General features: G+C 66.8%; 24 protein-coding genes. 18 read left to right on the top strand and 6 right to left on the bottom strand.

Annotation, left to right across the window (positions count from 1 at the left end; translation table 11 throughout):
• Positions 1–61: 61 nt before the first annotated feature.
• The 6 genes from putA to K2W61_RS18780 all read left to right on the top strand — a co-directional run bounded on the left by putA (position 62) and on the right by K2W61_RS18780 (position 8,893).
• Complete coding sequence (gene putA / locus K2W61_RS18755; RefSeq protein ID WP_236756309.1) at positions 62–3,883, top strand: trifunctional transcriptional regulator/proline dehydrogenase/L-glutamate gamma-semialdehyde dehydrogenase; 3,822 nt, start codon at positions 62–64, stop codon at positions 3,881–3,883.
• A 193-nt stretch (positions 3,884–4,076) separates the two neighbouring features.
• Positions 4,077–5,222, top strand: coding sequence for a branched-chain amino acid ABC transporter substrate-binding protein (locus K2W61_RS18760; RefSeq protein ID WP_175131631.1), 1,146 nt, complete (start codon positions 4,077–4,079; stop codon positions 5,220–5,222).
• Positions 5,223–5,425: 203 nt separating this feature from the next.
• Complete coding sequence (locus K2W61_RS18765; RefSeq protein WP_419761648.1) at positions 5,426–6,277, top strand: branched-chain amino acid ABC transporter permease; 852 nt, start codon at positions 5,426–5,428, stop codon at positions 6,275–6,277.
• Positions 6,274–7,362 carry an ABC transporter permease subunit gene (locus tag K2W61_RS18770; protein WP_175131629.1) on the top strand — a complete coding sequence of 363 codons (1,089 nt, stop codon included), beginning with the start codon at positions 6,274–6,276 and terminating at the stop codon, positions 7,360–7,362. Before K2W61_RS18765 ends, K2W61_RS18770 begins: the two co-directional genes overlap by 4 nt.
• Positions 7,359–8,159, top strand: a complete 801-nt coding sequence (locus tag K2W61_RS18775; protein ID WP_175131628.1) for an ABC transporter ATP-binding protein — start codon at positions 7,359–7,361, stop codon at positions 8,157–8,159. Before K2W61_RS18770 ends, K2W61_RS18775 begins: the two co-directional genes overlap by 4 nt.
• Complete coding sequence (locus K2W61_RS18780; RefSeq protein ID WP_175131627.1) at positions 8,156–8,893, top strand: ABC transporter ATP-binding protein; 738 nt, start codon at positions 8,156–8,158, stop codon at positions 8,891–8,893. The genes K2W61_RS18775 and K2W61_RS18780 overlap by 4 nt, the downstream gene beginning before the upstream one ends.
• A 66-nt stretch (positions 8,894–8,959) precedes the next feature.
• On the opposite strand, the gene K2W61_RS18785 is transcribed toward K2W61_RS18780, so the two are convergent.
• Positions 8,960–10,243, bottom strand: coding sequence for an MFS transporter (locus K2W61_RS18785; protein WP_175140615.1), 1,284 nt, complete (start codon positions 10,241–10,243; stop codon positions 8,960–8,962).
• A gap of 131 nt (positions 10,244–10,374) precedes the next feature.
• Between K2W61_RS18785 and K2W61_RS18790 the strand changes: the two genes are divergently transcribed.
• The 3 genes from K2W61_RS18790 (at position 10,375) to K2W61_RS18800 (ending at position 13,375) form a co-directional block, all read left to right on the top strand.
• Complete coding sequence (locus K2W61_RS18790; RefSeq protein ID WP_236756310.1) at positions 10,375–10,995, top strand: TetR/AcrR family transcriptional regulator; 621 nt, start codon at positions 10,375–10,377, stop codon at positions 10,993–10,995.
• Between the two features lie 195 nt (positions 10,996–11,190).
• Entirely contained in the window at positions 11,191–11,412 is a 222-nt protein-coding gene (locus tag K2W61_RS18795) for an XRE family transcriptional regulator (protein WP_175131625.1), read from the top strand.
• Positions 11,413–11,692: 280 nt separating this feature from the next.
• A complete protein-coding gene (locus tag K2W61_RS18800; RefSeq protein WP_236756311.1) occupies positions 11,693–13,375 on the top strand; it encodes an ABC transporter ATP-binding protein/permease in 1,683 nt (560 codons plus the stop codon).
• Positions 13,376–13,423: 48 nt separating this feature from the next.
• Here K2W61_RS18800 and K2W61_RS18805 read toward each other — a convergent pair whose 3' ends face one another.
• Together K2W61_RS18805 and K2W61_RS18810 are read right to left on the bottom strand one after the other, a co-directional pair.
• Complete coding sequence (locus tag K2W61_RS18805; protein WP_175140618.1) at positions 13,424–14,713, bottom strand: Nramp family divalent metal transporter; 1,290 nt, start codon at positions 14,711–14,713, stop codon at positions 13,424–13,426.
• Positions 14,714–14,835: 122 nt separating this feature from the next.
• A complete protein-coding gene (locus K2W61_RS18810; RefSeq protein WP_175140619.1) occupies positions 14,836–15,261 on the bottom strand; it encodes an OsmC family protein in 426 nt (141 codons plus the stop codon).
• 227 nt (positions 15,262–15,488) lie between these two features.
• Between K2W61_RS18810 and lhpI the strand changes: the two genes are divergently transcribed.
• The 7 genes from lhpI (at position 15,489) to K2W61_RS18845 (ending at position 22,065) form a co-directional block, all read left to right on the top strand.
• Complete coding sequence (gene lhpI, locus K2W61_RS18815; RefSeq protein ID WP_236756312.1) at positions 15,489–16,433, top strand: bifunctional Delta(1)-pyrroline-2-carboxylate/Delta(1)-piperideine-2-carboxylate reductase; 945 nt, start codon at positions 15,489–15,491, stop codon at positions 16,431–16,433.
• A 37-nt stretch (positions 16,434–16,470) separates the two neighbouring features.
• Positions 16,471–17,640 carry an ABC transporter substrate-binding protein gene (locus tag K2W61_RS18820; RefSeq protein ID WP_236756313.1) on the top strand — a complete coding sequence of 390 codons (1,170 nt, stop codon included), beginning with the start codon at positions 16,471–16,473 and terminating at the stop codon, positions 17,638–17,640.
• Between the two features lie 175 nt (positions 17,641–17,815).
• Positions 17,816–18,730 (top strand): ectoine/hydroxyectoine ABC transporter substrate-binding protein EhuB, encoded by a 915-nt coding sequence (gene ehuB / locus K2W61_RS18825; protein ID WP_236756314.1) that lies wholly within the window; start codon positions 17,816–17,818, stop codon positions 18,728–18,730.
• A gap of 9 nt (positions 18,731–18,739) precedes the next feature.
• Positions 18,740–19,393 carry an ectoine/hydroxyectoine ABC transporter permease subunit EhuC gene (gene ehuC, locus K2W61_RS18830; protein ID WP_175131618.1) on the top strand — a complete coding sequence of 218 codons (654 nt, stop codon included), beginning with the start codon at positions 18,740–18,742 and terminating at the stop codon, positions 19,391–19,393.
• Positions 19,390–20,061: an ectoine/hydroxyectoine ABC transporter permease subunit EhuD gene (gene ehuD / locus K2W61_RS18835; RefSeq protein ID WP_175140621.1), complete on the top strand. Its 672-nt coding sequence runs from the start codon at positions 19,390–19,392 to the stop codon at positions 20,059–20,061. Before ehuC ends, ehuD begins: the two co-directional genes overlap by 4 nt.
• Positions 20,058–20,828: an ectoine/hydroxyectoine ABC transporter ATP-binding protein EhuA gene (ehuA, locus tag K2W61_RS18840; protein WP_175140622.1), complete on the top strand. Its 771-nt coding sequence runs from the start codon at positions 20,058–20,060 to the stop codon at positions 20,826–20,828. Before ehuD ends, ehuA begins: the two co-directional genes overlap by 4 nt.
• A 124-nt stretch (positions 20,829–20,952) precedes the next feature.
• The gene (locus K2W61_RS18845) at positions 20,953–22,065 is read left to right on the top strand and encodes an NADH:flavin oxidoreductase/NADH oxidase (protein WP_175131615.1); all 1,113 of its coding nucleotides are present in this window, start codon (positions 20,953–20,955) and stop codon (positions 22,063–22,065) included.
• Between the two features lie 69 nt (positions 22,066–22,134).
• On the opposite strand, the gene K2W61_RS18850 is transcribed toward K2W61_RS18845, so the two are convergent.
• From K2W61_RS18850 to K2W61_RS18860, 3 genes are all read right to left on the bottom strand, one after another.
• Complete coding sequence (locus K2W61_RS18850) at positions 22,135–22,761, bottom strand: dUTPase (RefSeq protein ID WP_175131653.1); 627 nt, start codon at positions 22,759–22,761, stop codon at positions 22,135–22,137.
• Between the two features lie 120 nt (positions 22,762–22,881).
• Positions 22,882–23,409 (bottom strand): hypothetical protein, encoded by a 528-nt coding sequence (locus K2W61_RS18855; RefSeq protein ID WP_236756315.1) that lies wholly within the window; start codon positions 23,407–23,409, stop codon positions 22,882–22,884.
• 11 nt (positions 23,410–23,420) lie between these two features.
• Positions 23,421–24,059 carry a DedA family protein gene (locus K2W61_RS18860; protein ID WP_175131612.1) on the bottom strand — a complete coding sequence of 213 codons (639 nt, stop codon included), beginning with the start codon at positions 24,057–24,059 and terminating at the stop codon, positions 23,421–23,423.
• A 105-nt stretch (positions 24,060–24,164) separates the two neighbouring features.
• Here K2W61_RS18860 and K2W61_RS18865 point away from each other — a divergent pair, with 105 nt between their 5' ends.
• Both K2W61_RS18865 and K2W61_RS18870 read left to right on the top strand, forming a co-directional pair.
• Positions 24,165–25,205 (top strand): metal-dependent hydrolase, encoded by a 1,041-nt coding sequence (locus K2W61_RS18865; protein ID WP_175131611.1) that lies wholly within the window; start codon positions 24,165–24,167, stop codon positions 25,203–25,205.
• Positions 25,206–25,392: 187 nt separating this feature from the next.
• Positions 25,393–26,160 carry an IclR family transcriptional regulator gene (locus K2W61_RS18870; RefSeq protein ID WP_175131610.1) on the top strand — a complete coding sequence of 256 codons (768 nt, stop codon included), beginning with the start codon at positions 25,393–25,395 and terminating at the stop codon, positions 26,158–26,160.
• Positions 26,161–26,206 lie beyond the last annotated feature (46 nt).

The following is a 26,206-nucleotide window of genomic DNA, read 5'->3' on the forward strand; positions in this document are numbered from 1 at the left end:
GATGCCGGGCCCCTTCGCGGGTCCGGTGTGACCTTTGCCATGCGACAGGAAGCAATCTCTTATGGCCAGCACCACCCTAGGCGTCAAGGTCGATGACGCGCTACGCGACCGCCTGAAGGCCGCCGCGCAAAAACTCAATTGCACGCCGCACTGGCTGCACAAGCAGGCGATCGTCGCCTACCTGGACAGGATCGAACGCGGCCACCTGCCGGCCGAGATGTCGCATCTGGGCGGCGACGAGGGGGGCGATGACGAGGGCGGCGAGCAACAGGTTGCCGCCACGCCGCCGTTCTACGAGTTCGGCCAGGACGTGCAACCGCAATCGGTGCTGCGCGCGGCCATCACCGCCGCCTACCGCCGTCCCGAGCCGGAATGCGTGCCTTTGCTGCTGGGGCAGGCCCGCATGCCCAATCTGGAAAAAGTGCACGCAATGGCCGCCGACCTGGTCAAGAAGCTGCGCGGCAAGCGCAGTGGCGGCGGGGTGGAAGGCCTGATCCAGGAATTCTCGCTGTCGAGCCAGGAAGGCGTGGCGCTCATGTGCCTGGCCGAGGCGCTGCTGCGCATTCCCGACCGCGCCACGCGCGATGCGCTGATCCGCGACAAGGTCGCGCGCGGCGACTGGAAATCGCACATGGGCGGTTCGCAATCGCTGTTCGTCAACGCCGCGACCTGGGGCCTGATGATCACGGGCAAACTGGTGGCCGTGAGCAGCGAGCAGTCCTTGTCCAAGGCGCTGACGCGCCTGATCGGCAAGGGCGGCGAGCCGCTGGTGCGCAAGGGCGTGAACATGGCCATGCGCATGATGGGCGAGCAGTTCGTGTCGGGCCAGACCATCTCCGAAGCGCTGGCCAACAACCGCAAGATGGAAAGCCGCGGCTTCCGCTATTCCTACGACATGCTGGGCGAGGCGGCCACCACGGCCGAGGACGCCGAGCGCTATTACGCATCGTACGAACAGGCCATCCACGCCATCGGCAAGGCCGCCGCCGGCCGCGGCATCTATGAAGGTCCCGGCATCTCCATCAAGCTGTCGGCGCTGCACCCGCGCTATTCGCGCGCCCAGCGCGAACGGGTCATGGCCGAACTGCTGCCGCGCATGAAAGCCTTGACGATCCTGGCGCGCAGCTACGACATCGGCCTGAACATCGACGCCGAAGAAGCCGACCGCCTGGAGATCTCGCTGGACCTGCTGGAGGCGCTGTGTTTCACCCCCGAGCTGGAGGGCTGGAACGGCATCGGCTTCGTCATCCAGGCCTATCAGAAGCGCGCGCCGTTCGTGATCGACTACGTCATCGACCTGGCCCGCCGCAGCCGCCATCGCGTGATGGTGCGGCTGGTCAAGGGCGCATATTGGGACAGCGAGATCAAGCGCGCCCAGGTCGACGGCCTGGAGGGGTACCCGGTGTACACGCGCAAGATCTACACCGACGTGGCTTACCTGGCCTGCGCCCGCAAGCTGCTGGGCGCGCCGGAAGCCGTGTATCCGCAATTTGCCACCCACAACGCTTACACCCTGTCGGCGATCTACCATCTGGCCGGGCAGAACTATTATCCGGGCCAGTATGAATTCCAGTGCCTGCACGGCATGGGCGAGCCGCTCTACGACGAAGTGGTCGGGCCGCTGGCGCAGGGCAAGCTGAACCGTCCCTGCCGCATCTACGCGCCGGTCGGCACGCACGAAACGCTGCTGGCGTATCTGGTGCGGCGGCTGTTGGAGAACGGCGCCAATACGTCGTTCGTCAATCTGATCGGTGATGAGACCATCCCGGTCGAGACGCTGGTGGCCGATCCGGTCGAAGCCGCGACGCGCATCGTGCCGTTGGGCGCGCCGCACGAGAAGATCCCGCTGCCGCGCGAACTCTATGGCAGCGTCCGGCAGGGCGCGCGGGCCAATTCGGCCGGCCTGGACCTGAGCAATGAACACCGCCTGGGTTCGCTGGCGGCCGCGCTGCTGGCCAGTGCCGCTACGCCCTGGCGCGCCGGGCCCATGCTGGGTGACGGCGAGGGCGCCTGGGATCCGGCCCGTGCCGTCGACGTGCGCAATCCCGCCAACCTGCGTGACGTGGTTGGCCAGGTGATCGAGGCCAATGCCGAGGAAGCCGAGGCCGCCCTGCGCGCCGCCGCCAATGCCGCGCCCATCTGGCAATCGACGCCGGTGGCCGAGCGCGCGCAGTGCCTGCGGCGCGCGGCGCAGCTCCTGGAAGAGCAGATGCAGACCCTGCTGGGCCTGATCGTGCGCGAAGCCGGCAAATCGCTGCCCAACGCGATTGCCGAAGTGCGCGAAGCGGTGGACTTCCTGCGCTATTACGCCGACCAGGCCGACCGCGAATTCGGCAACGACACGCACCGCCCGCTGGGCACGGTGCTGTGCATCAGCCCGTGGAACTTCCCGCTGGCCATCTTCACCGGCCAGGTCGCGGCGGCGTTGGCCGCGGGCAATACCGTGCTGGCCAAGCCGGCCGAGCAGACGCCGCTGATCGCGGCGCAGGCGGTGACCATCCTGCGCGCCGCCGGCGTGCCGGCCGGCGCCGTCCAGTTGCTGCCGGGCCGCGGCGAGACCGTGGGCGCCCAACTGGTGGCCAGCGCCGGCGTGCGCGGCGTCATGTTCACCGGCTCGACCGACGTGGCTCGCATCATCGCGCGCACGCTGGCCGATCGCCTGGACGACGACGGCCACACCATTCCGCTGATCGCCGAAACCGGCGGCCAGAACGCCATGGTGGTGGATTCCTCGGCGCTGGCCGAGCAAGTGGTGTTCGACGTGCTCAGCTCGGCTTTCGATTCGGCCGGGCAGCGCTGTTCCGCGTTGCGCGTGCTGTGCGTGCAGCAGGACAATGCCGATCATGTGCTGACCATGCTGCGTGGCGCCATGCGCGAGTTGAGCGTGGGCAACCCCGACCGCCTGTCGGTCGACGTCGGCCCGGTCATCGACACCGAGGCGCGCAACAACATCCAGCGCCATATCGACGCGATGCGCACGGCGGGGCACCGCGTGGACCAGGTGGAACTGAATGGTGAATGCCGCCATGGCACTTTCGTGGCGCCGACCATCATCGAGATCGATCACATCAGCGAGCTGACGCGCGAAGTCTTCGGTCCGGTGCTGCACGTGGTGCGCTATGCCCGCGACGAGCTGGACGCCCTGCTGGACGCCATCAATGGCACCGGCTACGGCCTGACCTTCGGCGTCCACACCCGCATCGACGAAACCATCGCGCATGTGACCGGCCAGGTCCATGCCGGCAACGTCTACGTCAACCGCAACATCGTCGGCGCCGTGGTCGGCGTGCAACCGTTCGGCGGCGAATGCCTGTCGGGGACCGGACCCAAGGCGGGCGGGCCGTTGTACATGTACCGCTTGCTGGGCACGCGTCCCGAGGGCCTGCCGCCGGCGCTGGACGCGGCGGCGCCATTGCCGCAGCGCATTGCGCTGCCGGGGCCCACGGGCGAGACCAATACCTACATGGTCGAGCCGCGCGGCGCGGTCTATTGCGTGGCGGCTACCGACGCCGGCGCGCGGGCGCAATGGGCGGCGGCGCGGCTGACCGGCAACCATGCCTGGTTCGCGGATACGCCCGCGGCGCAGGCGCTGCTGGCCGGGCTGGACGCCGAGCAGCAGGGGCAGGCCGGCATCCTGGCCGATGCCGAGGTTGACCAGGCCGATTACCAGGCGGTGCTGTTCGAGGGCGATGGCGATGCGCTGCGCGCGCTGAACCAGCGCATTGCGCAGCGTCCTGGCGCTATCCTGGCGGTGCACGGGCTGACTTCGGATGCCCTGGCGGCCGGCGCCGCTTATGTGCCGGAACGCCTGCTGACCGAGCGTTCCATCAGCGTGAATACGGCCGCGGCCGGCGGCAACGCCAGTCTCATGACCATCGGCTGAGCGTGACCGAGGGGTAACCCTAGGGCAACCAAGGGTTATCTCCAATATCGAGCCGGGTTGCACTCAAAGCAAAATCCGGTCGCACCTGAAGTTCGATTGTGGCAACCCGGCAATCGCACTCAAATAGACCATCTGGCCCAAAAGCCCAGGTATATATAAAACAAAGCCACATCCGACATACCGGAGGATTCCCATGAAGTTTCGCACCACTTTGAAGCTTGTCGCCGCCAGCATCGCCGCCGTCGGCATGGCCACCGCCGCGCACGCGGCCGACGTCAAATTCGGCTTTGCCGCGCCGCTGACCGGTCCGCAGTCGCACTACGGCGAGGACATGCAGAACGGCTTGAACCTGGCCCTGGAAGAAGCCAACAAGAAGGGCATCAAGGTCGACGGCCAGCCCGCCAAGTTCGTGCTGGTGTCGCGCGACGACCAGGCCGATCCGCGCGTGGGTGTGCAGGTCGCGCAGCAGTTGGTCGACGAGAACGTCGTCGGCATCCTGGGCCACTTCAACTCGGGCACCACGATCCCCGCTTCGCGCGTCTATCACGAAGCCGGCCTGCCGCAGATCGCCATGGCCACTTCGCCCGAGTACACCAAGCAGGGCTACGACACCACCTTCCGCATGATGACCAGCGACACCCAGCAGGGCGCCGCGGTCGGCAAGTTCATGGTGCAGAGCCTGAAGGCCAAGAAGGTCGCCATCATCGACGACCGCACCGCCTACGGCCAGGGCCTGGCCGACGAGGTCGAGAAGGCGGTCAAGGCCGCCGGCGGCCAGGTGGTGCGCCGCGAGTACACGACCGACAAGGCCAACGACTTCACGGCCATCCTGACCAACATCAAGGGTGCGGCGCCCGATGCCATCTTCTACGGCGGCCTGGATGCCCAATCCGGCCCGATGAAGCGCCAGCTGGCCACGCTCGGCCTGAAGGCGCCGCTGGTCTCGGGTGAAATGACCCGCAGCGACACCTTCATCAAGCTGGCCGGCGATGCCGCCGACGGCACCTACGCTTCGCTGGCCGGCGTGCCGCTGGACAAGATGGCCGCAGGCAAGGACTTCGAGCAACGCTACCAGGCCCGCTTCAAGAAGGCCCCGGGCGTGTATGCGCCGTATGCCTATGACGGCGCCTGGAACATGATCAGCGCCATCGAAGCGGCCGGCTCGGCCAAGCCCGAGAAGTACCTGCCGGAACTGGCCAAGCTGAACCGCAAGGGCGCGACCAGCGAGCACATTGCCTACGACAAGAACGGCGATCTGAAGGAAATCTCGGTCACCATCTACGAAGTCAAGAACGGCAAGTGGGAGATGGTCGAAACGATGGTCAGCCAGGCCAATTAAGGCTGCCTGGCCACCTTGACCCCGCGCGCGCCGCCCGGCGTGGCGGCGATTGGCGCGAAGGCGGCCCCCGGGCCGCGCCGCATCCGAACTTCGCGCGATTTTTTCCAGGCTTTTTTGCGGCCCCTATGGATATCTTCATTCAACAACTGATTAACGGCATCACGCTCGGCAGCGTCTATGCCCTGGTCGCCCTCGGCTACACCATGGTGTACGGCATCATCGGGCTGATCAACTTCGCGCATGGCGACGTCGTCATGATCGGCGCGATGGCGGCGACCACGATCGCCATTTCGCTGGTCGGCGGCGACCCGTCCGCCTCCGCCTTCATGGTGCTGGGCCTGGGCCTGCTGGTGTCGGTGCCGCTGTGCATGGCGGTCGGCTGGACCGCCGAGCGCGTGGCCTACCGGCCGCTGCGCCGCGCCCCGCGCCTGGCTGCCCTGATCACCGCCATCGGCGTATCGATCATCCTGCAGAACCTGGCGATGATGGGCTGGGGCCGCAACTACCTGAACTTCCCGCAGGTGCTGTCGCCGCGCGTGTTCGAGATCTTCGGCGCCCGCATGAGCACGCTGCAGATCGCCATTGTCGCGATCGCCGCGCTCATCATGGGCGGGTTGCTGGCGGTGGTGCACAAGACGCGCCTGGGTACCGCCATGCGCGCCACCGCGCAGAACCGCGAAGTGGCGGGCCTGATGGGCGTGAACATCAACACCGTGATCTCGGCGGCGTTCCTGATCGGTTCGGCGCTGGCCGCCGTGGCCGGCATGATGGTCGCCACCTATTACGGCGTGTCGCAATACACCATGGGCTTCATGCTGGGCCTGAAAGCCTTCACGGCCGCGGTGCTGGGCGGCATCGGCAACCTGGTCGGCGCCATGGCGGGCGGCCTGCTGCTGGGCATCATCGAATCGCTGGGCGCGGGTTACATCGGCGACCTGACCGGCGGCTTTCTGGGCAGCCACTACCAGGACGTGTTCGCGTTCTTCGTGCTGGTGCTGGTGCTGATTTTCCGTCCCTCCGGCCTGCTGGGCGAACGTGTGGGAGACCGCGCATGAGTACCACATTGAAAAACAGCGGGTTCTCGGCCCGCAACCTGATCGGCATCGCGCTGATCGGCATCGTGCTGGCGGTACTGCCGTTCGTGCTGGGCATGGCCGGCCAGAGCTGGGTCCGCATCCTCAACTTCGCGTTGCTGTATGTGATGCTGTCGCTGGGCCTGAACATCGTGGTGGGCTTTGCCGGGCTGCTCGACCTGGGCTATATCGCGTTCTACGCGGTGGGCGCCTACACCTGGGCGCTGCTGGCCTCGCCGCACTTCGGCCTGCATCTGCCGTTCTGGGCGATCCTGCCGATCGCGCTGGCGGTGGCGTGCCTGTTCGGCGTGCTGCTGGGGGCGCCGACGCTCAAGTTGCGCGGCGACTACCTGGCCATCGTGACGCTCGGTTTCGGCGAGATCATCCGCATCTTCCTGAACAACCTGAACGCGCCGGTCAACATCACCAACGGCCCGCAGGGCATCAACCGCATCGACACCTTCAAGGTGGGCGAGTTCGCCTTCGGCCGCACCGAGAGCCTGCTAGGCATCCGCGTGACCGGGCCGGAGAAGTACTACTACCTGCTGCTGGCCTTGACGCTGATCATCATCCTGGTGTGTGTGCGCCTGCAGAACTCGCGTATCGGCCGTGCCTGGGAAGCCATCCGCGAAGACGAGATCGCCGCCAAGGCGATGGGCATCAACACCCGCAACATCAAGCTGCTGGCCTTCGCCATGGGCGCTTCGTTCGGCGGCGTGGCGGGCGCGCTGTTCGCGTCGATGCAGGGCTTTGTCAGTCCGGAGAGCTTCTCGCTGATGGAGTCCATCTCCATTCTGTGCATGGTGGTGCTGGGCGGCATGGGCCACATCCCGGGCGTGATCCTGGGGGCATTGATCCTGGCCGCGCTGCCGGAGTTCCTGCGCGCGGTGGTCGAGCCGGTGCAGCAGATGCTCTTCGGCGCCGTGGTGCTGGACCCCGAGGGCATCCGCATGTTGCTGTTCGGCCTGGCGATGGTGTGCGTGATGCTGTTCCGCCCTGCCGGCCTGTGGCCATCGGCCGTGCGCCGGCGTGAGCTGGCGACCAAGGCCCAGGGAGGTGCGGCATGAACAAACTGCTGCAAGCCCAGGGACTGGGCAAACGCTTCGGCGGCCTGCAGGCCCTGTCGGACGTCAGTTTCGACATCGAGCAGGGCGAGATCTACGGCCTGATCGGTCCCAACGGCGCCGGCAAGACCACGCTGTTCAATGTGCTCACCGGCCTGTACATCCCGGAAGACGGCAGCTGCACCTTCAATGGCGCGTCCATGTCGGGCAAGAAGCCGCACGAGGTGGCGCATGCCGGACTGGCGCGCACGTTCCAGAACATCCGCCTGTTCGCCAACCTCAGCGCGATCGAGAATGTCATGATCGGCCGCCACCTGCGCACCCGCGCCGGCGTGCTGGGCGCCGTGTTCCGTACCCGCGCCACGCGCGCCGAGGAAGCCGCCATCGAGGCCCGCGCCCAGGAGCTGCTGGACTACGTCGGCATAGGTCACCGCGCCAACGATGTGGCGCGCTCGCTGCCTTATGGCGACCAGCGCCGCCTGGAGATCGCGCGCGCGCTGGCCACCGATCCCAAGCTGCTGGCGCTGGACGAGCCGGCCGCCGGCATGAACGCGTCGGAAACCGTGGTGCTGCGCAAGCTGATCGAGAAGATCCGCGGCGATGGCGTCACCGTGCTGCTGATCGAGCATGACATGAAGCTGGTCATGGGCCTGTGCGATCGCGTGCTGGTGCTGGAATACGGCAAGGTGCTGGCCATGGGTAAACCGGCCCAGGTGCAGCGCGACCCCAAGGTCATCGAAGCGTATCTGGGCGCGGGCGCCGCCCAGGATCCGCTGATTCATCAGGAGCGCCCGGCATGACGACGGCAAGCAAACCCCTACTGGAACTGCGCGGCCTGCAGGTCGCGTACGGCGGCATCCGCGCGGTGCGCGGCATCGACCTGCGCGTGGATGAAGGCGAACTGGTGTGCCTGATCGGCGCCAACGGCGCTGGCAAGAGCACCACCCTGCGCGCCATCTGCGGCCTGGTGCCGATGGCCGGCGGCGAAGTGGTCTACGGTGGCCAGTCCATCGGCGGCCAGAAATCGCACGAGCTGGTGCGCCAGGGGCTGGTGATGGTGCCCGAGGGGCGCGGCATCTTCGGTCAGCTAACCATCGAGGAAAACCTGGCGATGGGCGCGTATATCCGGCGTGACGCCGCGCAGGTGCGGCAGGACACCGACCGCGTGTTCACGCTGTTCCCGCGCCTGGCCGAACGCCGCAAGCAGGCGGCAGGCACGCTGTCGGGCGGCGAGCAGCAGATGGTGGCCATGGGCCGCGCGATGATCGCGCGTCCGAAGCTGCTGCTGCTGGATGAGCCCTCGATGGGTCTGGCGCCGCTGATGGTCGAGAAGGTCTTCGAGGTGGTGCGCACCATCGCCAGCGAGGGCGTCACGATCCTGCTGATCGAGCAGAACGCGCGCCTGGCGCTGGAAAACAGCCACCGCGGCTACGTGATGGAGTCCGGCGAGATCACCTTGTCGGGCCCGGCCCGCGACATGCTGCACGATCCCAAGGTGCGCGCGGCGTACCTGGGGGAAGTGGAAGAAGCCTAGGCCCGCTCCGCGGGCGACACGGAAAAGCCCGGCATGCCGGGCTTTTCTTTTGCATGGCGTCGAACATTACGCAGCTTGCGCCACGGCCCGTTCACGCCCGATCAGCAATGCGATGATCGCGGCGATCAGGCCGGTTGCGCCGGCCGCGACAAAGGCCATCAGGTAGCTGCCTTGCGACTGGCGCACCACGCCTGCCATCCAGGCGGCGCTGGCCGCGCCCAGCTGGTGGCCGGCCACGATCCAGCCGAACACGATGGGCGCCTCGCGGTCGCCGAAGGCCTCGGTGGCCAGACGCAGCGTGGGCGGCACGGTGGCGATCCAGTCCAGGCCGAAGAACACGGCGAAGATGGCCAGGCTGTAGAACGAAAAGTCGGAATAGGGCAGGTAGATCAGCGCCAGGCCGCGCAGCCCGTAATAGACGAACAGCAGCTTGCGCGGATCGTAGCGGTCGGTCAGCCAGCCCGAGGCGGTGGTGCCGAACAGGTCGAAGATGCCCATGATCGCCAGCAGGCCGGCCGCCTGCACTTCGGGCATGCCGTGATCGCCGCAGAGCGCGATCAGGTGCGTGCCGACCAGGCCGTTGGTGGTGAAACCGCAGATGAAGAAGGTGGCGAACAGGAACCAGAAGGTGCGGGTCCTGGCGGCGCGGCCCAGGGCGCCGAAGGTGGCGGCGATCATGCCGGTGCGTGGAGCCGCGGGCGCGGACGGCGCGTGCGGATCGCTGCCGAACGGCACCAGGCCGACGCTGGCCGGGCGGTCCGGCACCAGCCACCAGGCCAGCGGCACCAGCGCGGCGGCCGCGCCGGCTACGGTCCACACCACCCGGGTCCAATCGCCCGACGAGGCCAGCGCGGCCAGCAGCGGCAGGAAGATCAGCGTGCCGGTGGCCGTGCTGGCGGTCAGCAGGCCCATCATCAGGCCGCGATGCCTGGCGAACCAGCGGTTGACCACGGTAGCGCCCATGACCACGGCGACCGCGCCCGAACCGATGCCCGAGAACACCCCCCAGGTCATCAACAGGTGCCATGGCTGGGTCATGTAGGCGCTGAGGGCGCTGGAGGCGGCCATCAGCGACAGGGCAGCGATCAGCACGCGGCGCAGGCCGAAGCGTTCCATGGCGGCCGCGGCGAACGGTCCGACCAGACCGTACAGGAAGATGCCGACGGCGGCGGCGAACGAGGTGGTGCCGCGGTTCCAGCCGAAGTTCTGCTCCAGCGGCACCAGCAGCACACTGGGCGAGGAGCGCAGGCCGGCCGAGACCAGCAGGGCCAGGAACACGACCGCGACCACGACGAACGCATACTTCTGGCCGGCGCGGCGGAAGGGGACAGGGGGGTGGGCTATACTCATGTTACTGACCGGTACGTAATTTGGTTTGCGAATAGTACGTACCGGTCAGTAACATCGTCAAGTGACATTTTGGCGACCCTGTTTTCAGGGCGGCCGGCCTCGCCGGCCGGTCTCAGTGAGGAGTCTCCGTTATGGCCAGCAAATCCGCGGCCGGTGGCAAGGCCGCCACCGACCAAACCTCCGCGAAACCGCTCCTGGCGGCCGATCGCATCCGCAAGACCGCGCGCGAGATGTTCTACCGCGACGGCATCCGGGCGGTGGGGGTGGACGCCATCGTCAACCAGGCTGGCGTCACCAAGCCCAGCCTGTATCGCAGTTTTTCGTCCAAGGACGAACTGGCCGCGACCTATCTGCGCGACTACGACGCCGAGTTCTGGGGGCGCTTCAACGCCGCCTGCGATGCGCATCCGGGCGATCCGCGGGCGCAGTTGCATGCCTATCTGTCGGGCCTGGGTGTGCGGGCGGTGCAGAACGGCTATCGCGGTTGCGGCTTGACCAACGCGGCGGTGGAATATCCCGAGGATAGCCATCCGGCGCGCGTGGTCGCGGTCGAGCACAAGGTCGAGCTGCGGCGGCGCCTGGCGGCCATGGCGGCCGAAATGGGGGCGCCCGATGCCGAGGCGCTGGGCGATGGCCTGCTGCTGCTGATCGAGGGCGCGTTCGTGTCGAGCCAGCTGTTCCGCGAGGGCGGGCCGGCGGGCCGGGTGGCCGAGATGGCCGACAAGTTGATCGCGGTTCATCTGGCACGCTGAGCGTGGGCGCCGGCGTGCCATTTTGCACTGCACAATAATGGTGCCAGACTTGGTGCCTCATGCACCGTTATGGTGGTGTTTGTACCCATTTCGCAACGGCAAAAATAATGCTAGGCATTTTTATTGCAACGCAGCAAACACGGATCTAACATGAATTCGTGTTGTTCCCCATCGCGCTTTCTCAAGGAGAGAATCATGAGCGATACCGCGTTGAAAAATGCCCGCATGTCGGATGCGCTGGAGCGGTCCCTGATCCGCGAGGCCATCAAAGCGGAAACCCTGTCCGGCCCGTTCTCGCGCATGGGCTGGCGCCGGCTCAAGCTGCGCCTGCGCCGCTTGGGCGGGGCCGTCGGCGAAGTGCTGCACGACATGGACGCTGGCCGTCGCCAGCACCCGGTGATCTCCGCCCGCCATTGAGCCGCGGGTCCGCACCAGAGAAAACGCCAGCAATCGCTGGCGTTTTTCATTCCGGCACGGTATGCCGCAGGCCTGCCGGCCGGCGGTGTGAGCACGTGGGGCTGTCCATAAGAAACCGGCGTTATTCGATCGTGCATCTGGGTGAGCGTGTCGGACGCCTTTGGGTTTTCAGACGGATTTCCGTCGCCTGCTGAATGCGGTCTGGGTAGATTCAATCTTTTGGAAATATCCCTGACCGGATCCGCGGCGTACCTTTTCGCCGCATAACGTGCTTTCCCAGATGAAATCCCTGTCCAGCCAGATGGCTGGCCTGATACGAATATGCATCCGCGGCCGTGCAGGACGCATTGGCATCCTGTATCTCATCGCCATTCTCATTCTTGGCTTTTGCGGCATCGCGGTCTCGCTACGCATGATCAGCTGGAGCGCGAGGTTTTACGATGCCCTGCAGCAGTTCGACGGCAGACAAATCCTGAAGCAGGCCGGTGTGTTCGCCGTGCTCACGGCGAGCAGTGCCGCGCTCCATCTGCTCGGCAGGTACTTGCAGCAAGTGCTGCAGATCAGGTGGCGCACCGCGTTGACCAATGAATTGATGTCCCGCTGGCTGCGGCACCAGACCCACTGGAAGTTGAGGATGGCGGGCAATGAGGTCGACAATCCCGACCAGCGCATTGCCGACGACTGCCGCATATTTTCCGAGCGTTTCATCGCGCAAGGATTGGGCTTCATCAACGAGCTGGTCGCGGCGGTTTCGTATTTTTCCGTGTTGTGGAACCTGTCGACCTTCGTGCTCTCCATCCCGCTATTCGGAGCAAGCATCCAGATCCCCAAGTACATGGTCTGGACCGCGCCGCTTTACGTCCTGTTGGCGAGCTTATTGACCCACGTGCTGGGAAGGCCATTGCAACAGCTGAACTTTGCGCAGCAGAAACGCGAGGCCGACTTCCGCTTTTGTCTCGGACACGTCCGCAGATCGTCTGAATCCATTGCCTTGCAGCGGGGCGAGCGCACCGAACGGCACATTCTTGACCGCTTCTACGCCCAAGTCGTGCAGAACTGGAGGTTGCTGATCAAGCGCGAGTTGATATTGGGATGCTTCACACGCCCGTACATGCAAACGGTATTGCGCATTCCGATGTTTCTCGCGTTGCCCGCCTTTATTGCGGGGAAAGTCACGCTGGGTGGCTTGATGCAGACCGCATCGGCATTTTCCAACGTTGTTACCACGTTGTCCTGGTTCATCTTCTCCTACAAAGATCTGGCCGAACTGGCCGCCACGACCGGGCGGCTGGCGAAGTTTCTCGCTGGGTGCGATCAGGCCTGCAAGATGGCGTCCGGCATCACCGTCAGGCGGGGGGCGGGCAATCGAGCCTTGTCGCTGCGCGGCGTCGTGCTCAACGCTCCGGAAGGCGAACACATCCTTACGATTCCCGACTTGACCTTGCGCTGTGGCGAGAATGTATGGATAAAAGGCGCATCGGGCGTCGGCAAAAGTACATTTTTCAAAGCACTGGCCGAGCTTTGGCCTTATGGCGAGGGCAGCATACGCCTGCCCGGCGGGAAGCTGTTTTTCTTACCGCAGCAACCGCATTTTCCGCTGGCGGACTTGCCTGCGGCCGGCGCTTATCCGATACCGTTGACGGCAATCTCCGCACAAGAATGGGCAGCGCTGGCGCGCCGCACGGCAATGGCACGGAAACCCGGGCACCCCGCCGAGTCATACGGACATGCGGCGGCGGCCGGGTTGTCCGGTGGCGAGATGCAGCGGCTTGGCCTCCTCAGTGTCATCGCCAATAACCCTGCCTGGGCTTTCCTCGATGAACCCTGCAGCGCGCTGGACGAATCCACCGCCCGGCAGATGCTGCGATTGCTTCATCGGAAGTTGCCGGGAACGACGTTTGTCATCGTCGCGCATCACATGCCCACGGGTATTCCCATTCTCAGGACGATCGATTTCCGATAGCCCGATGCTCGGCGCCGCCTTTGCAAGCCGCCACGGGCGCTGCGGGGATCACGCCACCATGTCCACCAGCAGATAGCCATCCAGCAGGATGATGCCGATGGTGGCGACCGCCGCGGCCCAGGCCCAGGCGCCGCGCAATGCGTGGCGGCCCATCACCTGCTTGCGGCGGGCCAGCACCACCAGCGGACCCAGCGCGAAGGGCAGGGCCAGACTCAGGATGACCTGGCTCAGCACCAGCAACTGGTCGGGGTCCTGGCCGCCGGTGAAGGCCAGCAGGGCGGCGGCCACGGTGCCGGCGATCAGCCGCGTGGCCAGCGCGCGGCGGCGGTCGGACCAGCCGCTGTTGATCTGGAAGCCTTGCGACAGGATGCGGCCGGCCAGCACGCCGGTGATGGTGGAGCTTTGCCCGGCCGCATACAGGGCCACTGCGAACACGATGGCGGCGCCGATGCCGAGGGTATGGCCGATCACGGCGTGGGCGTCGTCCAGGCTGGAGACGATGAGGCCGGAGCCGGACAGCGAGGCCGCGGCGACGATCATGATGGCCGAGTTGATCAGCATGGCCAGGCCCAACGACACCACGGTGTCGTTGCGCGCCACGCGCATGGCCAGATCGCGGGCGTCGGCCGGCAGAGCCCGGGCACGCTGCGCCAGCGAACCAGAGTGCAGGTAGAGGTTGTGCGGCATCAGGGTCGCGCCCAGGATGCCCAGCGCGATCAGGAAGCCCTGCGGGTTGCGCAGCGCGTGGCCGGTCTGCGTCATGCCATGAGCCACGTCGGTCCAGGCTGGATTGGCCTTGAACAGCAGGAACACGAAAGATGCCGCCACCACCGACAGCAGCACGGCGATGACGCGCTCGTGGCGATCGGCATTGCCGCGCGTCAGGGCCAGCACCGCGAAGGTGCCGACGCCGGTGACGGCCACGCCGCCCAGCAGCGGCAGGTTGAACAGCAGGCGCAGCGCGATGGCGCCGCCGATGAGCTCGGCCAGCGCGGTGGCCAGGATGGCGGCCTCACCGGCCAGCCAGGCGGCCTTGGCGGTGCGCGGCGACAGATGGCGGGCGGTGAGGGTGGCGAGGTCTTCGCCGGTGGCCAGCGCCAGGCGCGATACCAGCACCTGGAAGCCCAGCGCCAGCAGCGCCGAGGCGATCACGACCAGTAGCAGGCCGTAGCCGAAGCCGCTGCCGCCAGCGATGTCGGTGGCCCAGTTGCCCGGGTCGATGTAGCCTACCGCCACCAGGATGCCGGAACCGACCACCCGGCGCAGATTGGCCGTGACCTGGGCGTCCTGGGGGTACGCCGCCTTGCCGCCTGAAATCGCGTAGATGAATCGGGTCATGTCATTTCCTGAGAATGGTTCTCATTTTCCATGTCTCTGGCATGACCGTCAAATTGATTTTCGGCAAGGCCCGGATAGGGCGGGCCAATGGCGCCGCCCGCGGCCGGGCCCGCCGCGACCGCTCAGGACTTGAGCTTGGCGTCCATGGTGATTTTGGCGTTGAGCACCTTGGAGACCGGGCAGCCCTTTTCAGCCTTGCGCGCGGCTTCCTCGAAGGCCTGGGCGCTGGCGCCGGGGATCACCGCCTCCACCGTCAAATGCACCGCGGTGATGGCGAAACCGTCGTCGGCCTTGTCGAGCGTGACCTCGGCCTTGGTGTCCAGGCTTTGCGCCGTCAGGCCGGCTTCGCCCAGGATGTTGGACAGCGCCATGGTGAAGCAGCCGGCGTGCGCGGCGCCCAGCAGTTCCTCGGGATTGGTGCCGGGGGTGTCGCCAAAGCGCGTATTGAAGCCATATGGCTGGTCCTTGAGCGCGCCGCTCTGCGTCGAAATCGTACCCTTGCCCGTCTTCAGATCGCCCGACCAGGCGGCGGTTGCGGTTTTCTTCATGCGTGACTCCTGTTGAGGGAACGCGCCCGCGACGGGCGCGTCCGGTTGGGGGAGCGCGCGGCCCGCCCGAGGGCGGTGCGCGTTGCCGGAAGGGGCATGGACCATGATACGGTGGCGGCGGCCGGCATCCGGCAAGCCGATGTAACCGCGGCGGGGGCGCCTTGCCAGCGTCACGCGGCGCCGTCACACTTCCTCCCTGGCTCAACCCGAACAGGCACTGGATACAGATGGTAGTGATCGACACTGAACAAACCCGCCGCGCATTGTCGTTCGACACGGCGATCCCGGCGCTGCGCGAGGCCTTCCGCCAGGGCGCCCACGTGCCCGCGCGCCACGTCCATGCCATCGAGTCGGGCGGCGCGCACGGCACCTCGCTGATCATGCCGGCCTGGAACGAGCAGGGCTATTTCGGCGTCAAGGTCATCAACATCTTTCCCGAGAACACGCGCCAGTCGCTGCCCGGCCTGCATGCCACCTACAACCTGTACAGCGCCCGCACCGGCGTGCCGCTGGCTCAGGTGGACGGCGACCTTGTGACGGTGTTCCGCACCGCCGGCGCGGCGGCCCTGGGCGCGTCCTACCTGGCGCGCGAGGACGCGCGGGTGCTGGCCATCGTGGGCTCGGGTCGCATTGCCGGGCTGGTGGCGCAGGCCATGCGCACGGTGCGGCCGATCGACAAGATATGGGTCTGGAACGTGCGTCCGGCCGGCGCCGAGGCGCTGGCGGCCACGCTGCGCGAACAGGGCTTCGACGCCAGCGCTACCGTCGACCTGGAGCAGGCCGTGCGCCAGGCCGACATCGTCAGTTGCGCGACGCTGTCGACCGTGCCGCTGGTGCGTGGCGATTGGTTGCGGCCAGGCACCCACCTGGACCTGATCGGCAGCTTCAAGCCCGACATGATCGAGACCGACACGGCCTGCTTCGACGGCGCCACGGTCTATGTGGACACCGACGAGGCGCCGACCAAGGCGGGCGACCTGCTGGCCGCGTTCGCGGCCGGCGTGCTGGCGCGCGAGGATATTCGCGGCAATTTGACGGACCTGGTGCTGGGACGCGCGCCGGGCCGCGTTGGCGCGGCGGAAATCACGGTGTTCAAGGCGGTCGGCAGCGCCCTGGAAGACCTGACGCTGGCGGCGCTGGTCTACGAGACCTGCGGCGGTCAGGCAAAATAGCGCCATCCGCTGTTTTTTCCTTCTTCGAGCCGTCGTCATGTCCCGCTTCTTTCTTCGTTATGCCTGCGCCGTCGCGCTGGCACTTCCCGCCCTGTCCGCCGCCCACGCCGAGATCGTGATCGGCGTGGATGTCTCCACCACCGGTCCGGCCGCGGCGATTGGCATCCAGACCAACAATGCCATCCGCCTGTGGCCCAGCACCCTGGGCGGCGAACCGGCGCGCTATGTCGTGCTGGATGACGGTACGGATGTCAGCCGCGCGGTCAAGAACCTGCGCAAGCTGACCTCGGAAGACAAGGTCGATGCCATCGTCGGCCCCAACACCACCGCCGCCGCGCTGGCCGCGCTCGACGTGCTGGCCGAGACGCGCACGCCGATGATCGCGCTGGCGGCCTCCAGCGTGATCGTCGAGCCGCTGTCCGATCCCAAGCGTGCCTGGGCCTTCAAGATGCCGCAGAACGATTCGCTGATGGCGACCGTGCTGGTCGAGGACATGAAGAAGAAGGGCTTCAAGAACGTGGCCTTCATCGGTTTTGCCGATTCCTACGGCGACAGCTGGTGGAAGGAATTCTCCGCGGCCGCCGGCAAGGACCTGAAGGTCCTTGCCCAGGAACGCTTCCAGCGCACCGATGCGTCGGTGGTGGGGCAGGTGCTGAAGGTGATCGCGGCCAAGCCTGATGCGGTGCTGATTGCCGGTGCCGGCACGCCGTCGGCGCTGCCGCAGAAGACGCTGCTCGAGCGCGGCTACACCGGCACGATCTACCAGACCCACGGTATCGGGACGCTGGAATTCCTGCAGGTTGGCGGCAAGGATGTCGAAGGCACGCTGTTCCCGACCGGCCCGGGCGTGGTGGCGCGCGAATTGCCCGATTCGAATCCGGTGAAGCAGGTGGCGGTGGCGTTTGCCGACAAGTACGAGCGCCAGTACGGCGCCCACACCCTGACGCAGTTCGCCGGCGATGCCTATGGCGCCTGGATGCTGCTGGATTCGGCGGTGGCGCGCGCGCTCAAGGGCGGCGCCAAGCCCGGCACCCCGGAATTCCGCGCGGCGCTGCGCGACGCCCTGGAGAACACGCGCGACCTGGTCGTGCCCAATGGGGTGCTAAATATTTCCAAGGACGATCACCAAGGCTTCGACGAGCGCGCCCGTGTGATGGGCGTGGTCCGCAACGGCAAGTTCTCCTATGCGGGGGCGGCACAAAAATAGGGACGAAATAGTCCCCTACGGTTCGTAACGAGTACTCACCCGCCATAGGGCCGGGTCGAGGAAAAGCAGGCTTCGGCCTGCTTTTTTTGTTCATATCGTTAGAGGTGAAATGATTTAATGTCGTATCATTTTTAGCGAAGCCATGTACCTAGAAATAAATTTGGGAGAAAAGACCATGATCGTCCAACGCACCCGCCGCGTCGTGCTGGCCCTGAGCCTGGGCCTGTTGGCCGCCTGCTCCGACTCCGGTTCGGACAAGACCGCCGCCAGCGGCGATAGCGCGCCCGCCGCCGGCGCCAGCACGTTGGAGGCCGCCAAGGCCGCCGGCAAGATCCGCATCGGCTACGCCAACGAGGCGCCGTTCGCTTACATGGACAGCAAAGAGGCCAAGGTCACGGGCGAGTCGGTGGAGATCGCCCGGGTGGTGCTCAAGCGCATGGGGATCAACGAGGTCGAAGGCGTGTTGACCGAGTTCGGTTCGCTGATTCCGGGCCTGCAGGCCAAGCGCTTCGACATCATCGCGGCCGGCATGTATGTCACGCCTGAACGCTGCGGCCAGGTGGCGTTCTCGAATCCGACCTATGGCGTGGGTCAGGCATTCCTGGTCAAGCAGGGCAATCCCAAGAACCTGCACAGCTACGAAGACGTGGTCAAGAACCCCGACGCCAAGCTGGGCGTGGTGGTGGGGGCCATCGAGGCCGAATACGCCGCCAAGGTCAAGGTGCCGCAGGGCCAGATCGTGGTGTTTCCGGACGCGGTCAGCGCGCTCTCCGGGGTCCAGGCCGGCCGCGCCGATGCCTATGCCGCCACCGCCTTGACGGTCAACGACCTGATGGGCAAGACCGATGCCGGCAGCGGCCTGGAGAAGGCCGAACCGTTCACCGACCCGGTGATCGACGGCAAGGGCGTACGCGGGTATGGCGCCTATGCCTTCCGCACCGAGGACAAGGCCTTCGCTGACGCCTTCAACGCCGAACTGGCCAAGTTCATCGGCACCGACGAGCACAAGAAATTGGTCGCGCCGTTCGGCTTCACGCCGGATGAATTGCCCAAGGGGGTCACGGCGGCCCAGCTCTGCGCCGGTCAGTAGGGGGCGCGGATGCAGCTCCTTTCCGAACATATCGCCGAGCTGGCGCCGCCGCTGCTGGAAGGCTTGGTGGTGACGCTGGAGATCATGGCGGGCGCCGTGGTCCTGGCGGTGCCGCTGGCGCTGGTGGCCGGCATCGGGCGCTTGTCGACGCTGCGGCCGGCGCGCTGGCTGGCGTCGATCTACATCGAAGTGTTCCGCGGCACGTCGGCGCTGGTGCAGTTGTTCTGGTTCTATTTCGTGCTGCCGCTGTTCGGCGTGCAACTGCCTGCCATGCTGGTGGGCATCGTGGTGCTGGCGCTCAACGCCGGCGCCTACGGCGCGGAGGTGGTGCGCGGCGCGATCCGCGCGGTGCCGCCCGGCCAGCGCGAGGCCGGCATCGCCCTGAACCTGACGCGCGGCCAGATCATGCGCCGCGTCGTGCTGCCGCAGGCCATCCCGGCGATGTTGCCGCCAGCCGGCAACCTGCTGATCGAACTGCTCAAGAACACCGCGCTGGTGTCGCTCATCACCATCACCGACCTGACCTTCCGCGGCCAGCTGCTGCGCAGCGAAACGCTGCGCACCACCGAGATCTTCACGCTCATGCTGCTGCTGTACTTCGCGGTGGCGCTGCTGATCACCGCTGGCGTGCGCCTGCTTGAACGGAGGGTCCGGATCCGATGAAACCGATATTCGACTGGTCCTTCGCGCTGGAAATCCTGCCCACGCTGGGCTCGGCGCTGGTCATCACCATCCAGGCCACGGTGCTGGGCATGCTGGTGGCCGTGACGCTGGGCCTGGCGCTGGCGCTGCTGCGGCGTTCGCGCCTGGCGCTGCTGTCGCTGCCTACGGCCTTCGTCATCGAGTTCGTGCGCAGCACGCCGCTGCTGGTGCAGATGTACTTCCTGTTCTACGTGCTGCCCTTGACCGGGCTGCGGATGTCGCCGTTGGCGACCGGCATCGTGGCGCTCGGCCTGCACTACGCCACCTATTGCGCCGAGGTCTACCGCGCCGGCATCGAGGCGGTGCCGCGCGGCCAGCTGGAAGCGGCGCGGGCCCTGAACATGTCGCCCTGGCGCACCGCCGTCGGCGTGGTGCTGCCGCAGGCAATTCCGCCGGTGGTGCCGGCTCTCGGCAATTACCTGGTGGCCATGTTCAAGGACACGCCGCTGCTGTCGGCGATCACGGTGGTCGAGTTGTTGCAGCAGAGCAAGATAATCGGCTCTACCACCTTCCGCTACACCGAACCCCTGACCCTGGTCGGCGCGCTGTTCCTGGCGCTCAGCCTGGTCGCGGCCTGGGGCGTGCGCGGCCTGGAGGCCCGCCTGCAACGATATGGAGGAAAACGATGAGTTCCAGCATCACCATCAAGGACCTGCACAAGCGCTATGGCGAGCTGGAGGTGCTCAAGGGCATCAATCTGGAAATCCCCGCCGGCCAGACTGTGGCCGTGATCGGGCCGTCGGGCTCGGGCAAGTCGACCTTGCTGCGCGTCTTGATGACGCTGGACCAGCCGACCAGCGGGGACATCGAGATCGACGGCGAGTCGATGTGGACCGACGCCCAGGGCCGTCCGGCCGGCCCCAACTCCGAGCACCTGCGCAAGGTGCGAGGCAAGATCGGCATGGTGTTCCAGCACTTCAACCTGTTCCCGCACATGACGGCGCTCGGCAATACGATGGAAGCGCCGGTGCACGTGCTGGGGCTTTCGCGCAATCAGGCCCGCGAGCGCGCAGCGGAATACCTGGAGATGGTGGGGCTGGGCGACAAGCTCGACGTCTATCCGGCGCAGCTCTCGGGCGGCCAGAAGCAGCGCGTCGGCATCGCCCGCGCGTTGGCGATGCGCCCGGAGATCATGCTGTTCGACGAGGTCACTTCGGCGCTCGATCCGGAGCTGGTGGGCGGCATCCTGCAGATTCTGCGCGACCTGTCGTCGCGCAAGAGCATGACCATGATCATCGTCACTCACCAGATGAAGTTTGCCGAGCGCAGTTCGGACCGCACGCTGTTCTTCGACCAGGGCAACATCGTTGAGGACGCGGCGTCGCAGACACTGTTCAGCAATCCGCGGGAGGCGCGCACCCAGCAGTTCCTGGACTGCGTGATCGAAGGGCAATGAGCCAGGCGTGACAAGGCCGGCGCCGCCGCGCCCTAAGCCCCCACGCGGGCGTCGGGATTGGCGGCGCGTGCGCGAAGGTCGGCGCTATGCTGTGCATCCGCGTCCATCGCCTGGAGCCTTACGCATGAGTCATCTTTTCAGTCCCACGTCAGTCGGCAACGTCGCGCTGGCCAACCGTATCGTCATCGCGCCCATGTGCGAGTATTCGGCGGAGGAAGGCTGCGCCACCGACTGGCACATGATCCACCTGGGGCATCTGGCCCTGTCGGGGGCGGCCCTGCTGTTCACCGAAGCGACCGCGGTCGAGGCCGATGGCCGCATTTCGCCGGGCGACCTGGGCCTGTGGTCCGATCAGACCGAGGCCGCGCTGGGCCGCGTGGTCCAGGCGATACGGCGTTATTCGCCGATCAAGCTCGGTATCCAGTTGGGCCACGCCGGCCGCAAGGCGTCGAGCCATGCGCCCTGGGAAGGGGGCCAACTGGTGCCGCCGGAGCAGGGCGGCTGGCAGGGCTGGGCGCCTTCGGCGCTGCCGCACAATGCCGCCGAACCGGCGCCGCGCGCGCTCGACGCGGTCGGTCTGGCGCGGGTGCGCGATGCTTTCGTCGGCAGCGCCCGCCGCGCCATCGGCCTGGGTTTCGATGCCATCGAACTGCATGCGGCCCATGGCTACCTGCTGCACCAGTTCCTGTCGCCGCTGGCCAACCAGCGCGACGATGCGTATGGCGGCTCGCTGGAGAACCGCATGCGCTTCCCGCTGGAAGTATTCCGCGCGGTGCGCGAGGTGACGCCGGCGTCGGTGGCGCTGGGCGTGCGGGTGTCGGCCACCGATTGGGTCGAGGGCGGCTGGGATCTGGCGCAGACCGAGGCGTTCGCGGCGTGCTTGAAGGAAGCCGGCTGTGAGTTCATCGATGTCTCCAGCGGCGGGGTGTCGCCGTTGCAGAAAATCCCGGTGGGGCCGAACTATCAGGTGCCGTTCGCCGAGGCGATCAAGCGCTCGGTGGGTCTGCCCACCATCACCGTCGGCCTGATCACCGAGGCGCAGCAGGCCGAGGACATTCTGGCGCAGGGCCAGGCCGATATGGTGGCGCTGGCGCGCGGCATGCTGTATGACCCGCGTTGGCCCTGGCATGCCGCCGCGCAGTTGGGCGGCCAGGTCAATGCGCCGCGCCAGTACTGGCGCTCGCAGCCGCGCGACCTGAAAGAACTGTTCGGGGAGACCCGCTTCGGCCAGCGCTAGCGGCCGCAGCCGTCGTCCAATGAAAAACGCCGCATGACGCGGCGTTTTTCATGGCTGGGCGGCGCGCGCCTACAGGCGCGAATATGCCGCTTCCAGTTCGCGGTGCAGGATGTCCGCGAAATCGGCGCGGCCGGCGTCATGCTGCGACAGCAGGCGCGCCAGCACCACATTGTCTTCCTCGCCGTTCCAGATCTTGATGTAGGTGCCTTCCTTGTAGCCATGCCGCTGGCGGAAGATGTTCAGCACGTTCTTGGAAACGTACTGGGTGTAGGCATCGTTCCAGCGCATTTCGCAGGCGGTCATGCTCTGTTCCAGCAGCTTGAAACTGGCGCGGCCGCACACCGCCAGGCCGCCGATCAGTTCCAGCAGCTCGGGCACGTTCAGGCTGGCCAGCGCGTAGCTCTTGCCGTCCAGCGTGATCGAGGCGGGGCCGGCCAGGTCGGCCACCAGCGCGGCGGCGGCCGCGTTGACGTCGCCCTTGGCCTGCACGATGGTGTGCGACAGGTAGAAGTGCAGGATGTCGACCAGTTCCATCTGCACCTGTGGCAGGTCGATGGTCTGCTTCTTCCACCATTTCCAGCCGTAGTGCTCCAGGGCCTCGGCCGATTCGACGAAGGCGGCGCGCAGGAAGCGGGCGCCGCCGTTGATCCAGTCCGGATTGATCATGCTGTTCAGGTCGCCTTGCAGCTTCAGCATCGTGGCCGCCTGGGCCTGGTTCAATCCGACAACGTTATTCACTTTTACTCCGGGTATTCATGGGGTCTATGCGACGGCGGCGGAAATGTTAGCACCATTGCCGCCGCGGCCGGGGCCGCTTCAGCCGTCCTTGCGGTATGACGAGGTCTTGAGCGGCGGCAGCTTTTCCAGCGGGCGCTTGCGCGGGTTGCGCGCGCCGCCGGCCGCCTTGAACAGCATCAGGGCGAAAAAGCCCAGAAACACCGCCGGCATGAAGTCGTCCAGGTCGAAGCGCGGCGCGCGCAGCGCCGTGAAGGCGATGTTGACCGCCGCCCACCCGGCCACGGCGCCGGCGATGGTCAGGAAGATGCCCTGCTTGCGCTGGCGCGCGCGCTTGGCCAGCGAAACCGCCTCGGCCTCGCTCTGGTCGGGGATGGTGTCGGCGGACCGCGATTGCAGCGGCGGCGGCGCGGTCTTGCCCCAGGTCAGGTCGTTCAGGGAATCCTGGCTCGGCACGGCTACCGGGACCGGGACCGGGGCTGGCGCCGTCGCCTGGCGCTTGGCCTCGGCCTTGCTCGGTACCCTTCCGGGCGTGACGCCGCCCGCGCGCGACAGATTCTCGATGTAGCGCGCGAAGTCGCCGTCCTTGGGCTCCATGTCGATGGCCATGCCATTCTCCGCTAGTTGCCACGACGGACGCGCGCCGGTTGCCGGCGTTTGCGCATCATCGCGATCAGGAGTCCGCATCCTAGCAGTACCGAGAGTCCGGCGCCGATCATCATGGCGATCTGCTGCGCGTTTTCGGCCGCGCCCAGGCTGCGCGCGGTGACGTAGCCGGGCGCCAGCATCAGCGGCAACCACAGGATCGCCGACAGCACGTTGGCCATCTGGAAACGGCCATGGGCCATGCCCATCACGCCCGCGACAGTGGGGATGGTGGAGCGGATCGGGCCCAGGAAGCGGCCGATCAGCACCGAGGCGAAGCCATAGCGGTAGAAGAACAGCCGGGCGCGCGCCACGGCGGTACGCTGCTGCTTGAGCGGCCAGCGCCGCAGCACGCCGGGGCCGGCCCAGCGGCCCAGGCCGTAGGACAGCGCGTCGCCGACGATCGCGCCGGCTATGCCCCAGGCCAGGATGCCCCAGGGGTCCAGCGTGCCGGCGCCGATCAGACCGCCGGTCAGCAGCATCAGCGCCGTCGCGGGGATGAACAGCCCCAGCAGCACCATCGATTCCCCCAGCGTGAGCAGGAAGGTGATGGGGCCGGCCCAGGCCTGGTTGGTCTCGATCAGCATGCCGATCTTGTCGATATATTGGTCCATGAGGCGGAACTTGAAAATCAGCTGAACGTAATCGGGTATCTTAACGCCTGCATGGAGGCGCCTGTGTGAAACAGGCGTTCCACGGAAGGCGATCGTCGGAGTGTTATGGATTCGGTTACACAAGCCGTGCTGGGCGCGGGCATACAGGGGGCGCTGTTGGGGCGCATGCAGGGCCGGCGGGCGCTGATCTACGGCGCGGCGCTGGCGACGGTGCCGGACCTGGACGTGCTGATGCGCTACCCGGACCCGGTATCGCTGATGACCTACCACCGGGGTTTCTCGCATTCGATTTTCGTGCTGACCGGCCTGGCCGCGCTGCTGACCTGGCTGATCCGCAAGTACTGGCCGCAAGCGCAGTACAGCGCCGGGCGGCTGTTTCTGACCCTGTGGCTGGTATTGGTGACGCATCCATTGCTGGACGCCTTCACGGTTTACGGCACGCAGCTGTTCTGGCCGCTACCGTCGATCCCGGAAAGCTGGTCCGCCATATTCATCATCGATCCGCTCTACACCGTGCCGTTGCTGCTGGCGGCGGTGTACGCGGTGATCGCGGGCATGACGCGCAACGCCCGCCGCTTCCTGGCCGGGGCGCTGATCTTCAGCACTGCCTACCTGGGGTTCGGGCTGGCCGGCCGCCTCGCCGCCGAACATCGGGTACGCGAGGCGATGCAGACGCAGGGCATCGCCATCACCGAGCTGCGGGGTATCCCCATGCCACTCAATACGCTGTTGTGGCGCGTCGTGGCCAAAACCCCCGACGGCCATTACTACGAGGCCGTCAGTGGCTGGTTCGACCGCGAGCCGCCGGAATGGCTGCGCCTGCCGCTCAACCCTGGGCTCGGACAGGCGCTGGCGGACATGCCGCTGCTGCAACGCCTGCGCTGGTTCACCGACGATTGGCTGCGTTATGACGCGCTGGGCGACGCGCTGGTGGTGACCGACCTGCGCATGGGCGTGGCGGGGCACTACAGCTTTCGCTTCAAGATGGCCGAACGCGATGCCGAGGGCGGCTGGCGGCCGGTAACGCCAGCGCGCTGGCCGGGCGAACGCGGCGGCTGGGCCGAATTCAAACTGATGCTGGCGCGTATCCTGCACGCGCAACCGCCACTGCCACTGGCGCAATGGGCGCAGACAGCGACGCGCTAACCGCGGCTGCCCGGCGCTGTCAGGCAGGCCTGCCTTGCGGTGGGCTTTTTTTCGTCCGACGGGGGGCATGAAACGCGGCTTGTGTTGGCGTGCCCGCGATCCGGGCCACCCGGATTGACCGGAAAACCGCCGTTGCATTATTCTTGTTCGATATTAAGGAACCAGGGTTCCGTTTTTTGGAACATCAATGAGTATTCTCGACGGCGTCCAGCGCGTGCTGGCGCTTTACGCGGAAGGCGCGGTCGAACTGAGCTTCACCGATGTGGCGCAGCGGCTGGCAATGCCCAAGAGTACCGCCTCGCGCCTGCTGAACCAGATGCAGCACTACGGCCTGCTGGATCAGGACGCGGCCACGCGCCGCTATCGCGCCGGCGCCCTGTTGTCGCAGGCGGTGCGGGCCGGGCAGGCCGCGACGCCGCTGGACGAGGCCTGCCGCAAGGTGCTGGCGCGCCTGTCCGACGACAGCGGCCTGACCGCGTACTTGTCCACCCTGAACCAGCGCGAAACCGTGGTGCTGCAACGCCTGAACGGCTCGCAGCCGGTGCAGGTACTGTCGCCGCCAGGCTCGCGCCGTGCCGCCTCGGGCACGGCAATGGGACGCGCGCTGCTGTCGCGCCTGACCCAGGAAGAGTTCGACGCGCTGTACGGCAGCGATCCGGCCCGGCCCCTGCCGGTGGAGGGCAAGGATTGCCCGGCCACCGTCGGCGAACTGGCGCAGCGCGTGGCGCAGATCCGCGCCGACCATTGCGGTGTCGCCATCGACCAGGCCATGCCCGGTATCGGCGCGGTGGCGGCGGCGGTGCGCGACCCCGACAGCGCCGAACTGCGCGGCCTGTGCCTGTCATTCGTGTCGTTCCAGGCCGACGCCGCCCGCGTGGCCGCGTTGCGCGAGTCGCTGACGCGCCAGGTGGCGGCGCTGGGCCGCGAATTGAACGATCCCTATTGGCTGGCCTGACGCGCCGGCGCGCACCCGATTGACCGTATTGCCCTATCCGGCCGCA

It is taken from the genome of Achromobacter pulmonis (assembly GCF_021733725.1).
Taxonomy (GTDB): Bacteria; Pseudomonadota; Gammaproteobacteria; order Burkholderiales; family Burkholderiaceae_B; genus Achromobacter; species Achromobacter pulmonis.

Bases quoted from the DNA above. Each gene is read 5' to 3' on its own strand.
- putA (WP_236756309.1), top strand. From the start codon at position 62: ATGGCCAGCACCACCCTAGGCGTCAAGGTCGATGACGCGCTACGCGAC.
- K2W61_RS18760 (WP_175131631.1), top strand. From the start codon at position 4,077: ATGAAGTTTCGCACCACTTTGAAGCTTGTCGCCGCCAGCATCGCCGCC.
- K2W61_RS18765 (WP_419761648.1), top strand. From the start codon at position 5,426: ATGGTGTACGGCATCATCGGGCTGATCAACTTCGCGCATGGCGACGTC.
- K2W61_RS18770 (WP_175131629.1), top strand. From the start codon at position 6,274: ATGAGTACCACATTGAAAAACAGCGGGTTCTCGGCCCGCAACCTGATC.
- K2W61_RS18775 (WP_175131628.1), top strand. From the start codon at position 7,359: ATGAACAAACTGCTGCAAGCCCAGGGACTGGGCAAACGCTTCGGCGGC.
- K2W61_RS18780 (WP_175131627.1), top strand. From the start codon at position 8,156: ATGACGACGGCAAGCAAACCCCTACTGGAACTGCGCGGCCTGCAGGTC.
- K2W61_RS18785 (WP_175140615.1), bottom strand. From the start codon at position 10,243: ATGAGTATAGCCCACCCCCCTGTCCCCTTCCGCCGCGCCGGCCAGAAG.
- K2W61_RS18790 (WP_236756310.1), top strand. From the start codon at position 10,375: ATGGCCAGCAAATCCGCGGCCGGTGGCAAGGCCGCCACCGACCAAACC.
- K2W61_RS18795 (WP_175131625.1), top strand. From the start codon at position 11,191: ATGAGCGATACCGCGTTGAAAAATGCCCGCATGTCGGATGCGCTGGAG.
- K2W61_RS18800 (WP_236756311.1), top strand. From the start codon at position 11,693: ATGAAATCCCTGTCCAGCCAGATGGCTGGCCTGATACGAATATGCATC.
- K2W61_RS18805 (WP_175140618.1), bottom strand. From the start codon at position 14,713: ATGACCCGATTCATCTACGCGATTTCAGGCGGCAAGGCGGCGTACCCC.
- K2W61_RS18810 (WP_175140619.1), bottom strand. From the start codon at position 15,261: ATGAAGAAAACCGCAACCGCCGCCTGGTCGGGCGATCTGAAGACGGGC.
- lhpI (WP_236756312.1), top strand. From the start codon at position 15,489: ATGGTAGTGATCGACACTGAACAAACCCGCCGCGCATTGTCGTTCGAC.
- K2W61_RS18820 (WP_236756313.1), top strand. From the start codon at position 16,471: ATGTCCCGCTTCTTTCTTCGTTATGCCTGCGCCGTCGCGCTGGCACTT.
- ehuB (WP_236756314.1), top strand. From the start codon at position 17,816: ATGATCGTCCAACGCACCCGCCGCGTCGTGCTGGCCCTGAGCCTGGGC.
- ehuC (WP_175131618.1), top strand. From the start codon at position 18,740: ATGCAGCTCCTTTCCGAACATATCGCCGAGCTGGCGCCGCCGCTGCTG.
- ehuD (WP_175140621.1), top strand. From the start codon at position 19,390: ATGAAACCGATATTCGACTGGTCCTTCGCGCTGGAAATCCTGCCCACG.
- ehuA (WP_175140622.1), top strand. From the start codon at position 20,058: ATGAGTTCCAGCATCACCATCAAGGACCTGCACAAGCGCTATGGCGAG.
- K2W61_RS18845 (WP_175131615.1), top strand. From the start codon at position 20,953: ATGAGTCATCTTTTCAGTCCCACGTCAGTCGGCAACGTCGCGCTGGCC.
- K2W61_RS18850 (WP_175131653.1), bottom strand. From the start codon at position 22,761: ATGCTGAAGCTGCAAGGCGACCTGAACAGCATGATCAATCCGGACTGG.
- K2W61_RS18855 (WP_236756315.1), bottom strand. From the start codon at position 23,409: ATGGCCATCGACATGGAGCCCAAGGACGGCGACTTCGCGCGCTACATC.
- K2W61_RS18860 (WP_175131612.1), bottom strand. From the start codon at position 24,059: ATGGACCAATATATCGACAAGATCGGCATGCTGATCGAGACCAACCAG.
- K2W61_RS18865 (WP_175131611.1), top strand. From the start codon at position 24,165: ATGGATTCGGTTACACAAGCCGTGCTGGGCGCGGGCATACAGGGGGCG.
- K2W61_RS18870 (WP_175131610.1), top strand. From the start codon at position 25,393: ATGAGTATTCTCGACGGCGTCCAGCGCGTGCTGGCGCTTTACGCGGAA.